This window comes from Actinoplanes nipponensis, assembly GCF_016862275.1.
Lineage (GTDB): Bacteria > Actinomycetota > Actinomycetes > Mycobacteriales > Micromonosporaceae > Actinoplanes > Actinoplanes nipponensis.
Window position 1 is genome coordinate 54,002 of record NZ_BOMQ01000011.1, and the last position, 13,580, is coordinate 67,581.

A 13,580-nucleotide genomic window follows, 5' to 3' on the forward strand; every position below is an offset into this window, starting at 1 on the left:
ACTCGCCGGGGCCGGCCCGCCGTCAGGCGTCCTTGCGGGCCGCCGACCGCCGGTACGCCCAGACCGCGAACGCGGCGAAAGCCAGCGACCAGGCGCCGAGGACGGCGGCGTCCAGGCCGGCCGGGTCGCTGTTGAAACCGACCACCCGCAGCGCCATGTCGGCGTAGCCGTGCGTCGGGGTCAACCGTCCCAGCCGGCGCAGCCAGGCCGGGAAGGTCTGCAGCGGCAGCCACAGCCCGCCCAGCAGCGACATGCCGAAGTAGCAGACGAAGTTGGCCGGCTGCACCGTCTGCGCGGTGCACAGGTACCCCAGGCCCAGGCCCAGCAGCACGAACGGCGTGGCGCCGAGCCACATCAACGGGACCAGCGCGCACCACTGGCCGCCACCCAGCCGGACGTGGTTGACCAGCACCGCGGCCAGGCACAGGGCGAGCACCGGCGGCACCGCGAGCAGCATCCCGGTCAGCCCCTTGCCGAGCACCACCCGCAGCGGCGACAGCGGGGTAAGCCGCAGGTGGCGCAGCCAGCCGCTGGTACGGTCCGCGACCACGGACGCGCCGTAGTTGAGCAGCGCCCCGACCGCACCGAAGCCACCGACGCTGATCATCGCGTACAGGGCGGCGTCGCGGCTGTGCCGGCCGGTGACCGTGCCGAGGTTGGTGAACACCAGGTACATCACCAGCGGCATGGCCACGGTGAAGATGACGAAACCCGGCGTGCGCAGCGTCCGCCGCAGCTCCAGGCGCAGATATCCCCGCATCAGCGCACCTCCGTGATGGACAGGAACGCGTCCTCGAGGCTGCCGGCGCCGACCTCGATGTTGCGCAGCAGCCCGCGTTCCGCCAGCGCCGTGACGGCGGCGTCGGCATCGGTGCAGCGCAGCTCGGCCCGCCCGGCTGCCACGGTCGCCGAGGCGACCCCCGGCAGAGTCCGCAGCATGGCCTCGTCGGGGCCGTCGCGCGTCACGTCCACGGCGACGGTGCGATCGGCGACGGTGCGCCGGATCTGCGCCGGGCTGCCGTCGGCGACGATCCGGCCGGCCGCCAACATGACCACCCGCCCCGCGTGCTCGTCGACCTCCTGGAGGTGGTGGCTGGCGAACAGCACGGCCCGCCCGTGCGCGGCGTAGCCGTCGATCGCGCGCCAGAACTCCCGGCGCGCGCGCACGTCCAGTGCGGCGGTGGGCTCGTCGAGCACCAGCAGGGAGGGGCGACCGACGACGGCCAGCGCGAACCGGACCCGCTGCGCCTGGCCGCCGGACAGCCCGTCCGTGGTGCGACCCAGCAGGTCACCGACGTCGGCCAGGCCGGCCACCTCGTCCAGCGACATCGGCTCCCGGTACAGGCCCCGGGTGAAGTGCAGCAACTCCCCGACGGTCGCGCGGGGCAGCAGCTGATTCTCCTGCAGCATCGCGGCCACCAGACCGCGCCGCACCGCCTGCTCCGGGCCGAGCCCGAACAGGCTGACCCGGCCGGCGGCCGGCGTGAGCAGGCCGAGCAGCAGGCCGATGGTGGTCGACTTGCCGGCGCCGTTCGGACCGAGCAGGGCCAGCACCTCGCCGGGTTCGACCCGGAGGTCGAGACCGTGCACGACCGGATCGCGACCGTAGCCGAACGAGACGTCGTGCAGGCGCACCGCCGGGCCCGCGGGCGGGTCTGCCGGGGCGGCGCCGTCCGGCCGGCTCAGGGCCGTGGCGGTCACCGGGCCACCGCCACGGCGGGGCGCAGCAGGGGACCGACGGCGGCCCGATGCACCGCGCTCACCGCGGCCCGCAGCGCCGCCTCGGCGGAGTCGCCGCCCAGGCCGACGCCCCAGAGCGTCGTTCCCGACACCGCGCACTCGACGTAGGCGACCACCCCGGCCCGCCCCTGGACGGTCGCCGGGTGTTCGTGGTGGTCGCGGATCGTCACGGACAGGCCCGCCTCGCCGAATGCCCTGGCCAGCGCGTCGAGCGGTCCCTCGCCGGCGGCAGCCAGCCGATGCCGGCGCCCGCCCAGGGTGAGCTCGGCCGTCAGCTCGACGGTCTGGGCGCTCGCGCCGTCCGGCCCGTACAGCGCGTAGTCGAGCAAGGGGGGTCGTGCGCCACCGAGGTACTCCGCGGTGAAGACCTGCCACAGCCGGTCCCCGTCCACCTCGCCGCCGCTGTCGTCCAGGTGCCGCTGCACCACGCCGGAGAACTCGATCTGCAGCCGGCGGGGCAGCTCCAGGTGGTGCTCGGTCTGCATCAGGTAGGCCACCCCGCCCTTGCCGGACTGCGAGTTCACCCGGATCACCGCCTCGTAGGAACGCCCGACGTCACGCGGGTCGATCGGCAGGTACGGCATCCGCCAGGGCAGCCGGGCGGCCGGCACCCCGCTCGCGCCGGACCGGGCGCGCAGCGCCTCGAAACCCTTCTTGATGGCGTCCTGGTGCGACCCGGAGAACGAGGTGTACACCAGGTCCCCGGCGTACGGGTGACGGTCGGGCACCGGCAGTTGGTTGCACTGCTCCACCGTGCGCCGGACCGCGTCGATGTCGGAGAGGTCGAGCTCGGGGTCGACTCCCTGGCTGAACAGGTTGAGGGCGAGCGTGACCAGGTCGACGTTGCCGGTGCGCTCGCCGTTGCCGAACAGGCAGCCCTCCACCCGGTCGGCTCCGGCGAGCACGCCCAGCTCGGCCGCCGCGACGGCCGTCCCGCGGTCGTTGTGCGGGTGCAGCGACAGGCAGACGTGCCGGCGGCGGGTCAGCTGGTCACCGAACCACTCGACGAGATCGGCGTAGCGGTGCGGGCCGTACCGTTCGACGGTGGCCGGCAGGTTGAGCACGATCTCCCGGTCGGGCCCCGGCTGCCAGACGTCCATGACGGCCTCGCACACCTCGACGGCGAAGTCCGGCTCGGTGTCCACGACCAGCTCCGGGGAGTACTCGAAGCCCAGCACGGTGCCGGGCACCAGCTGCTGGGCCCGGCGCACGACGTGCCGGGTCGCCCGGACCGCGAGGTCACGGCAGCCGGCCCGGTCCGTGCCGAACACCACCTCGCGGAACAGCGGCGAGGTCGCGTTGTAGAGGTGGAGCGTGGCGTGCCGGGCGCCGCCGAGGCTGCGCAGCGTCGTGTCGATCAGCTCCTCGCGGGCCGGGGTCAACACGGAGATCTCGACGTCCTCGGGCACCAGGTCGTCCTCGATCAGCCGGCGCACGAATTCGTGGTCGACCCGGCTCGCGGCCGGGAAGCCCACCTCGATCTCCTTGAAGCCGAGTTCGACGGCCAGCCGGAACAGGGCGTGTTTGCGGTCCACCGACATCGGCTCGATGAGCGCCTGGTTGCCGTCGCGCAGGTCCACGGAGCACCACCGGGGCGCAGCCGTGTGCTCGGCGTCCGGCCACCGCCGCCGGCGGTTGACCAGAGCGGGGAACCGCTGGTAGCGGTGCGTCGCCATGGGGCTGGGACGCTGCCGGTTGGGCATGACTCCTCCTGCCGGGGTGGTGATCGGGTCAGGACGCCGCGGCCAGCGTGGGCCGCATTCCCAGGCCGAACCCGGGAGCCTCGGGGGAGTCGTAGGTCAGCACCTCGCGCTGCAACCGCTGCAGCTCCGGCTGCGGGTCGAGGCCGAGCTGGTCGTGCAGCAGCACCCGTAGGTTCTGGTACGCCTGCAGCGCCTCGCTGCGCCGCCCGCACCGGCTCAGCGCCGCGATGAGCTGACCGTGGAACCACTCGTTCAGCGGGTGGGCGGCCACCAGTGAGCGCAGCTCGCCGATCAGCTCGTGGTGCCGGCCCAGCTCGGCGTCGGCGAGGATGCGCAGTTCCAGCGTGCGCAGCCGTTCCTCCTCCAGGTGGACGGCGTGCGACTCCAGCAGCCGGCCGGTGAGGACGTTGGCCAGTGCCGGGCCGCGCCACAGGTCGAGTGCCCGGCGCAGCACGGCGGCGGCTTCCGCGGTGCGGCCGTTGTCCAGCAGCTGGCGGCCCTGCCAGGACATCGTCTGGAAGGAATGCGCGTCGATCTGCTCCGGATCGACGTACATCAGGTAGCCGGGCGCGGTGGTGACGAGCCACTCCGGGCGCTGCGGGGCCACCTGGTGCCGGTTGAAGCTGCGCCGCAGCTGGTAGATGTAGGTCTGGGCGGTGGTGACCGCGCTCATCGGCGGGTGCTCGCCCCACAGCTCCTCGATCAGCGCGTCGACGGAGACGACCTGGTTGGCGCGCAGCAGGAGCAGGGCCAGGACCCGGCGGACCTTGGGCGGGGTGGGGGTGCGGTCCGTGCCCTCGCTGGTGACTTCCAGGGGACCCAGCACATTGAATTTCATCACGGTATTCTCCGATTTCGTCGTTCCCGGGCGGACGCCACAGGGGAGGGACGGTGCACGGCCGAGCTCTGGATCGAAAGCTAGGGAGCGGCCGGACCGGGTCGCAAGGAGTCCTATCCCGGCGGCGGCGCGAGAGTGGACCATCCACGCGCTCGGCGGACGAAGGTGGTAGCCGGCACTACAACCTTCGGCTACCACCATTGACGCTGCGGTCGCGGTTGCCGACGGTTGATTCATGTCAATCACTGTGCTCAGCGGTGCCGAGGTGCCGGTGCAGAGGACGCTGTCCTTCCCCGCCAAAATCGCCGCCTGCTTCGCGGAGGCACGGCTGCAGGTACAGGTGATCTTCCTGCTGCGGCTGCTGGCCGGTTTCGGGCTGGGCCGTCCGGCCGGTGTGGCGTTTCCCTGGCTCCGGCTGTTCGGGTCGATCGCGGTCTGGGAGCTCGCGGTGCTGAGCGTCTACCTGGCCGACGGCGTGATGGACATCGTGGAGGACCGTCTCAACGGATCCACCCGGCCGATCGCCCGTGGCGATCTGCCCCGCGGGTTCGCCGCGGTGGTCGCGGTCGCTGCCGGGGTGTTGTCGGTGCTGGGCGCGGCACGCCTGGGGGCGCCGTACATCTTTCTGGTGCCGGTGATGGTGCTGCTGGGGTACGCGTACTGCAGCCCGCCGGCGCGGCTCAAGCGTTGGTCCGGCGCGGCCGGCGCGATCGTCGTGGTGGCGGGCCTGCTGACCTTCGCCGCCGGGTCGGCGGTGTGGGGGCCGCTGCGGCCGACCGCGCCCCTGATCATCTTCGCGCTCGTCATGTCGGTGTGGATGGGACTGGTCGGCGCGTTGGCCAAGGACTTCTCCGACGTCGACGGCGACGCCGTGGCGGGCTGCCGCACCACCGCGTCGACCCGGCACGGGCGGGCGGTGCGCCTGGTCGTCGGCAACGCGCTCGTGGTGGCCGGCGGCTTCGGCCTGGCCGCGTTCACCATTGCGCCGGTTCTTCGCCCTTCTAGCCTGATTATGATGGCTGGTGCCTGGTGTGTCGTATTTACCACTATCGCCTTCGCGGCGGCGCCGGAACGGCACCGGCGGCGGCGCCCGTATAAAGCTTTCATGCTTACCCAGTACGCGGTTCACGCGGCGATTCTGATCGATGTCTTTCTGTTGCTCACATGATCTCGCGCGAGATAGCCTCGTCCCACGTATGGGGCGGGGGAACGCGTGGCCGAACCAGAGGAAATGACGGCGATTTCCGGCGTGGTCGCCCGGCTGGAGGCGTCCACGTCGTCCATCCTGGCCGGGTACGAACGAGCGCTGCAGCAGCAGGGCAGCCCGCTGCTGTCCACTGCGGCGACGCGCTCGCAGATCCTGTCCCACGCCCGGCAGCTGCTCGACGACCTGGTCGACGAACTGTACGGCCGGCACGCCGAGACCGCGCGGCGCACACTGGCCACCGAGCTCGGCAGCAGCCGGGCCGAGGCGGGCATCTACCCCGGGGTCTCGTTGCGGGCGGCGGGCATGCTCTTCGACGTGGTGATGTGCAGTGTGGACCGGCAGGCCGGACCGCAGGGCGCTTCCGCGCAAGCCATGCTCGCTGTCGCGCTCGGCATGAACAGGGTGCTGATTCGGGCGCTGGGCGCCGCCGCCGATTCGTATGCCGCGTTACTGCTCGATCGCATTCATGGCGCGCACGTCGAGGAACGCAAGAGGATCAGCCGAGAACTGCATGACCGGGTTGGTCACGGGGTCAGCCTGGCCTACCGCAACTTGGAGCTCTACGAGATATATCAGGCGAAGCGTCCCATTCAGGCGCGAAGCTGCGTCGCCACCGCTCAGGAATCCCTCCGGGAGACCCTCGACGCCGTTCGGGACCTCATCTCGGATCTGCGGGTGGCCGAGCCGCCGGACGGGCTGGAAAAGGCTCTGCGGAGCTTCCTGGAAACCGAACCCCGATCGCGGACCGACGTCCGGCTGCACGTCACCGGCGACGAACACTGGGCGTCCCCGGAGGTCCGCGACGAGGTCTTCCTGATCGTGCGGGAGGCGCTGCGCAACGTCCTCGCCCACGCCGGCGCCGACGTCGCGCTGGTCCGGGTGCAGATCAGTCCGGGCGAGCTGCGCGCCACCGTACGCGACGACGGCCAGGGGTTCCAACCGTCCGCAGTGGACTCCTCCCACGCCGGGATCGTCTCCATGCGGGAGCGCGCCGGTCTCCTCGGCGGAGCGCTGTCCGTGGCCAGCAGTCCCGGCCAGGGCACCACGATCGAGCTGCTGCTCCCGCTCGCCCGGCCGACGGCATGAACGACATCCGGATCGTCCTCGTCGACGATCACGCGCTGGTGCGCCAGGGGGTCCGCGAGCTGCTCGAGACCGAGCCGGACCTGAAGGTGATCGGCGAGGCCGGCGACAGCGAGACCGCCGTCGGCCTGGTGAGCGACCTGCGCCCGGACGTCGTGCTGCTCGACGTGGAGATCATCGGCGACGACGTGACCACCACCGTCGAACGCATGCGTACCCTCGCCCCGCAGAGCCAGATCCTCATCCTGAGCATGTACGACGGCCCGCAGCTGCTGCGCCGGTTGCTGGCGCTGAACATCCGCGGGTACCTGCTCAAGAGCGCCGGCCGCGCCGAGCTGGTCGCGGCGGTACGCGCCGCGTGCTCCGGCGACGACCGGATCATCCTCGGCGTCTCCCGCCGCAGCCTCGCCGCCGTGCACGCCCCGCGCGAGACGGCCAGCCTGTCGGCCCGCGAACGCGAAGTTCTCGAGCTGACCGCCATGGCGCTGACCAACGCCCAGATCGCCGCCCGCCTCTACGTCACCGAGGCCACCGTCAAACGCCACCTCAGCAACGTGTTCGCCAAGCTCGGCGCCCTGTCGCGGATCGACGCGGTCAAGAAGGCGATCGAGATGCGGATCATCCAGCCGCCCCGCGGCCCGGGTGGCCGCCCGGACCACCGTTGAGCGGCCTCTAGCTCGCGCCTGTACCGGTTCTCCAGCGGCGCGGCCGACCCTCTTGCACAGGACGGGACGACGGCAGACGAGCCGCCGCTCCCGCCGGAGGGGAGGCGAGTCGTGCGCACGGAAGTGTCCGTACCGGACTCCGGTTCCCGCACCCGGCAGGCGCCCGCACCACCGCCCGGCGGGGTGGGGGCCGAGGTGTTCCGGCGCGCGCTGGCCCACTGCGCCGCCGGAGTGGTCGTGGTGACCACCGGCGCCCGGCCGGCCGGCTTCACCGCCAGCTCCTTCACCTCGGTCAGCATGAGCCCGCCGCTGGTCTCCTTCTGCGTCGACAAGTACGCCGGCTGCTGGGGGCGGCTGCGCACCGCGGAGACGTTCACCGTCAACGTGCTGACCGACACGCAGCAGGCCCTGGCCGCCCGGTTCGCCGCGCGAGGGGTGGACCGTTTCGCGCCACCCACCCGCTGGCGCCACGGGCCGGACGGCGCGGTGCTGCTCGACGCGGCGGCGGCCCACCTGCAGTGCCGGCGGCACGCGGTGCTCCCCCTCGGCGATCACTTCCTGGTGGTCGGACTGCTGGTCGCCGTGCACGCCGGCACGTCCGCCCCGCCGCTGCTGTACCACGGCGGCCGGTACGGCCGGTTCACCACGCTGGAGTCCGCCGTGCCCCCCGTCCCAGAAGCCGACGAGCGGAGGAGCAGATGAGCCGCCGAGTTGTGATCACCGGAATCGGTGTGGTGGCGCCGGGTGGCGTCGGCACCCCGGCGTACTGGCAACGCCTGTTGTCCGGCCGGAGCGCCACCCGCACCATCACCGCGTTCGACCCGTCCGGATTCCGCTCCCGGATGGCCGCCGAGTGCGACTTCGACCCGACCGCGTACGGCCTCACCCCGCAGGAGATCCGGCGGATGGACCGCACGGCCCAGTTCGCCGTCGTGTGCACCGCCGAGTGCGTCGCCGACGCCGGGCTCGCCGGCGGGGAGGTGCCGGCCACCCGGGTGGGCGTCACCGTCGGCAGCGCGGTCGGCGCCACCATCAAGCTGGAGTCCGAGTACGTCGTGCTCAGCGACGGCGGACGGCGGTGGGAGGTGGATCCCGGCTACGCCGTTCCGCACCTGTACGACTATCTGGTGCCCAGCTCGCTGGCCGCCGAGGTGGCGTGGAAGGTGGGCGCCGAGGGACCGGTGTCGGTGGTCTCCGACGGCTGCACCGCGGGCATCGACGCGCTCGGCTACGCCGCCCAGGTCATCCGCTGCGGCGACGCCGACGTGATGATCGCCGGCGGGACCGAGGCCCCGATCGCCCCGATCACCGTGGCCTGCTTCGACGCCATCAAGGCGACCTCGGTGCACAACGACGACCCGGAGCACGCGCACCGGCCGTACGACGTCAGCCGCAACGGGTTCGTGCTCGGCGAGGGCGCCGCCATGCTGGTGCTCGAGGAGTACGAGCACGCCCGGCGCCGCGGTGCCCGGGTCTACGCCGAGATCGCCGGCGTCGCCACCCGGGCCAACGCCTTCCACATGACCGGCCTGCAGGCCGAGGGCCGGGAGATGGCCGAGGCCATCCGGGTGGCCCTGGACCAGGCGCGGATCGGCGCGGACCGGGTCGACTGGGTCAGCATGCACGGCACCGGCACCAAGCAGAACGACCGGCACGAGACCTCGGCCATCAAGCGAAGCCTGGGCCCGCACGCGTACCGGACCCCGGCCAGCTCGATCAAGTCGATGATCGGCCACTCGCTCGGCGCGGTCGGCGCCCTGGAGACGGCGGCCTGCGCCCTGGCCATCACGCACGGGGCCGTGCCGCCGACCGCGAACCTGCACCGGCAGGACCCGGAACTCGACCTGGATTACGTACCCCTGCAGGCGAGGGAGCACCGAGTGGACGTGGCGCTGAACGTGGGCAGCGGCTTCGGCGGATTCCAGAGCGCGATGGTGCTCTGCCGGCCCGAGGCGGTGAGCCGGTGAGCGCCGCCGTCACCGGTCTCGGCGTGCTCGCCCCCAACGGGGTCGGTACCGGCGACTACTGGCGGCACACCCGGGCCGGGACGAGTGGCATCCGCCCGATCACCCGGTTCGACGCCAGCCGGTACCCGATCCGGCTCGCCGGCGAGGTGCGCGACTTCGACCCCGCCGCGCACCTGCCGGGGCGGCTCGTCCCGCAGACCGACCGGATGACCCAGCTCGCCCTGGTCGCCACCGAGTGGGCGCTGGCCGACGCGGGGCTGGCTCCCGACGCCGCGCACGACTTCGACTTCGGCGTGGTCACCTCGGCGTCCGCCGGCGGACTGGAGTTCGGGCAGCGGGAGCTGCAGAAACTGTGGACCCAGGGACCGTCGACGGTGAGCGCCTACATGTCGTTCTCGTGGTTCTACGCGGTCAACACGGGCCAGATCTCCATCCGGCACAAGTTGCGCGGCCCGGCCGCCGCGCTCGTCACCGAGCAGGCCGGCGGGCTGGACGCGGTGGGGCTGTCACGGCGGCTGGTCGCCGACGGCACCCCGGTGGTGATCACCGCCGGGGTGGACGGGGCGCTGTGCCCGATGGGGGTGGCCGGCCAGGTGCCGGCCGGGCAGTGGAGCACGTGCGACGACCCGGCGAGGGCGTACCGGCCGTTCGACGCGGGCGCCAGCGGCGGTGTCGCCGGGGAGGGCGGCGCCGTCCTGGTGATCGAGGACGGTGCGGCCGCGCGGCGGCGCGGTGCCCGGGTGTACGGCGAGATCGCCGGATACGCGGCCACCTTCGACCCGCCGCCGGGCTCGGACCGCGAGCCGGGTCTCGGCCGGGCCGCCGCCACGGCGCTGCGGCAGGCCGATCTCGTGCCGGACGAGATCGACGTGGTGCTGGCCGACGCGGCGGGGACGCTCGCCGGGGACCGCGCCGAGGCCGACGCGCTGGAGAAGCTCTTCGGCCCGCGGGGCGTACCGGTCACCGCGCCGAAGACCATGACGGGCCGGCTCAGCGCCGGCGCCGGCACCCTGGACGTCGCCACCGCCCTGCTGGCGATGCGCGACGGGATCATCCCGCCGACCGTCAACACCGGCGGCGACGGGTACGGCCACCAGATCGACCTGGTGACCTCGCTCCGCCACGTGCCCGTGCGCACCGCCCTGGTGCTCGCCCGCGGCATCGGCGGTTTCAACGCGGCGGTCGTGCTGCGGGCGGCCGATCGACGATCGGAAGGGATGGAAGAGGCATGAGTCAGTTCACGATCGAGGACCTCAAGCGGATCATGCGCGCGTGCGCCGGCGAGGACGAGTCGGTGGACCTCGACGGCGACATCGGCGAGCTCACCTTCGACCAGCTGGGCTACGACTCCCTCGCGCTGCTGGAGACGGCGAGCCGGGTGCAACGGGAGCTGCGGGTGGCGCTGCCGGACGAGGCGCTGGGCGACGTCGAGACCCCGGCGCAGTTCGTCGCGTTCGTCAACGGGCGGCTGCTCGAGACGGCCGCGTAGCGGGACGCGCAGCTCGGCCCGGCACCCCGAGGTGCCGGGCCGATCGTCGTACGGGCCGGCGCGGCCGGTTCAGCCGCGGGCCGGCTCCGGGCGGCGCCGGCGGTTGGCGGCATAGTGCCGCAGGCACTCGTCGTAGCCGGCCAGCAGGCCACGGTCGGCCGCCTCGGCCAGCGTCGGCGCCCCGGCGTCCTTGGCGGACATCAACGGTGGCCCGGCCAGCGGCCAGGGCAGGTCCAGCGCCGGGTCCATCGGATCGATCTCCAGCGGAGTGCCCGGCACGAAGGTGGTCGAGCACAGGTACTGCACGCAGGCCTCGTCGGTCAGCGCCACGAACCCGTGACCCAGCCCCTCGGCGACGTAGACGGACACGCCGTTCTCGGCGCTCAGCCGGTTCACGTGGTGGCGGCCGAACGTCGGTGAGCCGGGCCGGATGTCGACGACGATGTCGGCCACCGCGCCGCGCACGCAGGAGACGAACTTCGCCTGACCGGCGGGCAGGCGCACACCGTGGATGCCGCGCACCGTGTTCGCCCGCGACACCGAGTGGTTGACCTGCCGCGGGGTGAAATCGTGCCCCGTCTGCTCCAGCAGCGTGTCGTAGCGCAGCGTCTCGTAGAAGCAGCCGCGCTCGTCGACGATCTTGTCCGGGGTGACCCGATAGGCATCGAGCACGGTCAGCGGACGGATCTGCATGCCGGTGACGGTATCGGCGCCGGTTCGAGTCTCGGTCGAAGACGACGTTGGACGGCGCCTCGAAGGCTCCTCGTGGCCCGGACCGTACCCATGAAGGTGCCTTGCTGCGGCAAATCGCTCGCGGCGTCTGGAGAGAGTAGGTGTCTCCGCCATGAAAGCCCTGGTCCTTGCCGGCGGAACCGGCAGCAGGCTCCGCCCCCTGAGTCACAGCATGCCCAAGCAACTGGTGCCTGTCGCCAACAAGCCCGTGTTGATGCACTGCCTCGACCGGTTGTCGGAGGCCGGCATCCGGGAGGTCGGCATCATCATCAGCCCCGAGCGCGGCGCCGCGATCCGCGAGGCGATCGGCGACGGCGCCGCCCTCGGCCTGGATATCACGTACATCATGCAGGACGCGCCGCTGGGTCTGGCTCACTGCGTCCGTCTCGCCCGGCCCTACCTCGGCGACGACGACTTCGTGATGTATCTCGGCGACAACATCCTGGCCGGCGGTGTGCTCGCGTTGGCCGACCGGTTCCGGGCCCGGCGCCCGGCCGCGCAGGTGGTCGTCACCAAGGTGCCCGACCCCCGCGACTACGGGGTGGCCGAGGTGGACGCCGCCGGCCGGGTCACCCGGCTGGTGGAGAAGCCGGCCACGCCGGTCAGCGACCTGGCCCTGATCGGCGTGTACTTCTTCACCCCGGCGATCCACGAGGCGGTGGCGGCCGTCCAGCCCAGCGCGCGCGGCGAGCTGGAGATCACCGACGCGATCCAGTGGCTGGTCAGCGCCGGCAGCCCGGTCACCGCGACCGAGTTCACCGGGTACTGGAAGGACACCGGCCGCATCGACGACCTGCTGGAATGCAACCGGGTGCTGCTGGAGGCCACCGAGCGCCGGCTGCGGGGCGAGATCGACGAAGCCAGCGAGGTCATCGGGGCGGTGGCCGTGGAGCCCGGCGCCCGGATCATCCGGTCGCGCATCGTCGGTCCCGCCGTGATCGGCAAGGACAGCCTCGTCGTGGACAGCTACGTGGGCCAGTACACGTCGATCGGCGGCTCCTGTGTGCTGGTCGGCGCCGGCATCGAGCACTCCATCGTGCTGGACCACGTCTCCGTCCGCGACGTGCGCGGTATCCACGGTTCGCTGATCGGCCGGTCCGCCGAGGTGTGCGTGTCCATCGGCGACGTCGCCCGCAACCGGCTCGTGATCGGCGACGACACCCGGGTGGAGGTGCTCTCGTGAGGATCCTGGTCACCGGCGGCGCCGGCTTCATCGGCTCCCGCTACGTGCGCGGCCTGCTGGCCGACGAGTACGACGGGTTCGCCGGCGTCGACGTCACCGTGCTGGACAAGTTCACCTACGCCGGCAACCCGGACAACCTGCCGGCGCACGCCGACCGGCTGACCGTGGTCCGCGGCGACATCTGTGACGCGGGTCTGCTCGCCGAGCTGCTGCCCGGCCACGACGCCGTGGTGCACTTCGCCGCCGAGACGCACGTCGACCGCTCCGTCGACGACGGTTCGGCGTTCGTGCGGACGAACGTCACCGGGACCCAGACCCTGATGGCCGGCTGTCTGCGTGCGGCGGTGCCGCGGATCGTGCACGTGTCCACCGACGAGGTGTACGGCTCCATCGCCGAGGGGTCGTGGACCGAGCAGTGGCCGCTGGAGCCGAGCTCGCCGTACGCGGCGTCCAAGGCCGGCAGCGACCTGGTCGCCCGCGCCTACGCCCGGACGCACGGGCTGGACGTGTCCATCACCCGGTGCAGCAACAACTACGGGCCGTACCAGTATCCGGAGAAGGTCATCCCGCGCTTCGTCACCTGTCTGCTCAACGGCGAGCCGGTGCCGCTGTACGGCGACGGGCGCCACGTGCGGGAGTGGCTGCACGTAGACGACCACTGCCGGGCCGTGCACGCCGTGCTCGCCGGCGGCCGGGCCGGTGAGATCTACAACGTCGGCGGCGGGATCGAGCTGACCAACCGCGACCTCACCGAGCGCGTCCTGGCGCTGTGCGGCGCGGACGCGTCGATGGTCCGCCGGGTGGCCGACCGCAAGGGCCACGACCTGCGCTACTCGCTCTGTGACGACAAGATCCGCGACGAGCTCGGCTACGTCCCGCGCATCGACTTCGACGACGGACTGGCCCAGGTGGTGCGCTGGTACGCGGACAACTCGTGGTGGTGGAAGCCCCTGCTGCGGGGCGGGGAGTAGGG

14 protein-coding genes are annotated in these 13,580 nt (G+C 72.4%); 9 read left to right on the forward strand and 5 right to left on the reverse strand.

The window, feature by feature from the left end; all coding sequences use genetic code 11:
* Positions 1-22: 22 nt before the first annotated feature.
* Genes Ani05nite_RS04445 through Ani05nite_RS04460 form a run of 4 tightly spaced genes read right to left on the reverse strand, consistent with a single transcriptional unit; the run spans position 23 to position 4,281 of the window.
* A complete protein-coding gene (locus tag Ani05nite_RS04445; RefSeq protein WP_203765366.1) occupies positions 23-760 on the reverse strand; it encodes an ABC transporter permease in 738 nt (245 codons plus the stop codon).
* Entirely contained in the window at positions 760-1,701 is a 942-nt protein-coding gene (locus Ani05nite_RS04450; RefSeq protein ID WP_203765372.1) for an ABC transporter ATP-binding protein, read from the reverse strand. The genes Ani05nite_RS04445 and Ani05nite_RS04450 overlap by 1 nt, the downstream gene beginning before the upstream one ends.
* Positions 1,698-3,443: a 2-isopropylmalate synthase gene (gene leuA, locus Ani05nite_RS04455; protein ID WP_203765374.1), complete on the reverse strand. Its 1,746-nt coding sequence runs from the start codon at positions 3,441-3,443 to the stop codon at positions 1,698-1,700. The genes Ani05nite_RS04450 and leuA overlap by 4 nt, the downstream gene beginning before the upstream one ends.
* A gap of 28 nt (positions 3,444-3,471) precedes the next feature.
* Entirely contained in the window at positions 3,472-4,281 is an 810-nt protein-coding gene (locus Ani05nite_RS04460) for an AfsR/SARP family transcriptional regulator (protein ID WP_203765376.1), read from the reverse strand.
* Between the two features lie 235 nt (positions 4,282-4,516).
* Here Ani05nite_RS04460 and Ani05nite_RS04465 point away from each other — a divergent pair, with 235 nt between their 5' ends.
* The 7 genes from Ani05nite_RS04465 to Ani05nite_RS04495 all read left to right on the forward strand — a co-directional run bounded on the left by Ani05nite_RS04465 (position 4,517) and on the right by Ani05nite_RS04495 (position 10,692).
* The gene (locus Ani05nite_RS04465; protein ID WP_203765377.1) at positions 4,517-5,449 is read left to right on the forward strand and encodes a UbiA family prenyltransferase; all 933 of its coding nucleotides are present in this window, start codon (positions 4,517-4,519) and stop codon (positions 5,447-5,449) included.
* A gap of 45 nt (positions 5,450-5,494) precedes the next feature.
* A complete protein-coding gene (locus tag Ani05nite_RS04470; RefSeq protein ID WP_203765378.1) occupies positions 5,495-6,574 on the forward strand; it encodes a sensor histidine kinase in 1,080 nt (359 codons plus the stop codon).
* Entirely contained in the window at positions 6,571-7,236 is a 666-nt protein-coding gene (locus Ani05nite_RS04475; RefSeq protein ID WP_203765379.1) for a response regulator transcription factor, read from the forward strand. Before Ani05nite_RS04470 ends, Ani05nite_RS04475 begins: the two co-directional genes overlap by 4 nt.
* A gap of 111 nt (positions 7,237-7,347) precedes the next feature.
* The gene (locus tag Ani05nite_RS04480; RefSeq protein WP_203765381.1) at positions 7,348-7,938 is read left to right on the forward strand and encodes a flavin reductase family protein; all 591 of its coding nucleotides are present in this window, start codon (positions 7,348-7,350) and stop codon (positions 7,936-7,938) included.
* Positions 7,935-9,203, forward strand: a complete 1,269-nt coding sequence (locus Ani05nite_RS04485) for a beta-ketoacyl-[acyl-carrier-protein] synthase family protein (protein WP_203765383.1) — start codon at positions 7,935-7,937, stop codon at positions 9,201-9,203. Before Ani05nite_RS04480 ends, Ani05nite_RS04485 begins: the two co-directional genes overlap by 4 nt.
* Positions 9,200-10,435 (forward strand): ketosynthase chain-length factor, encoded by a 1,236-nt coding sequence (locus Ani05nite_RS04490; protein WP_203765384.1) that lies wholly within the window; start codon positions 9,200-9,202, stop codon positions 10,433-10,435. The genes Ani05nite_RS04485 and Ani05nite_RS04490 overlap by 4 nt, the downstream gene beginning before the upstream one ends.
* Positions 10,432-10,692: an acyl carrier protein gene (locus tag Ani05nite_RS04495; RefSeq protein ID WP_203765386.1), complete on the forward strand. Its 261-nt coding sequence runs from the start codon at positions 10,432-10,434 to the stop codon at positions 10,690-10,692. Before Ani05nite_RS04490 ends, Ani05nite_RS04495 begins: the two co-directional genes overlap by 4 nt.
* Before the next feature lie 69 nt (positions 10,693-10,761).
* Here Ani05nite_RS04495 and Ani05nite_RS04500 read toward each other — a convergent pair whose 3' ends face one another.
* Complete coding sequence (locus Ani05nite_RS04500) at positions 10,762-11,385, reverse strand: dTDP-4-dehydrorhamnose 3,5-epimerase family protein (protein ID WP_203765388.1); 624 nt, start codon at positions 11,383-11,385, stop codon at positions 10,762-10,764.
* 151 nt (positions 11,386-11,536) lie between these two features.
* Here Ani05nite_RS04500 and Ani05nite_RS04505 point away from each other — a divergent pair, with 151 nt between their 5' ends.
* Positions 11,537-12,607, forward strand: a complete 1,071-nt coding sequence (locus Ani05nite_RS04505; RefSeq protein ID WP_203765390.1) for a glucose-1-phosphate thymidylyltransferase — start codon at positions 11,537-11,539, stop codon at positions 12,605-12,607.
* On the forward strand, positions 12,604-13,578 hold the full coding sequence (gene rfbB / locus Ani05nite_RS04510) for a dTDP-glucose 4,6-dehydratase (protein ID WP_203765391.1): 975 nt from the start codon (positions 12,604-12,606) through the stop codon (positions 13,576-13,578). Before Ani05nite_RS04505 ends, rfbB begins: the two co-directional genes overlap by 4 nt.
* Positions 13,579-13,580 lie beyond the last annotated feature (2 nt).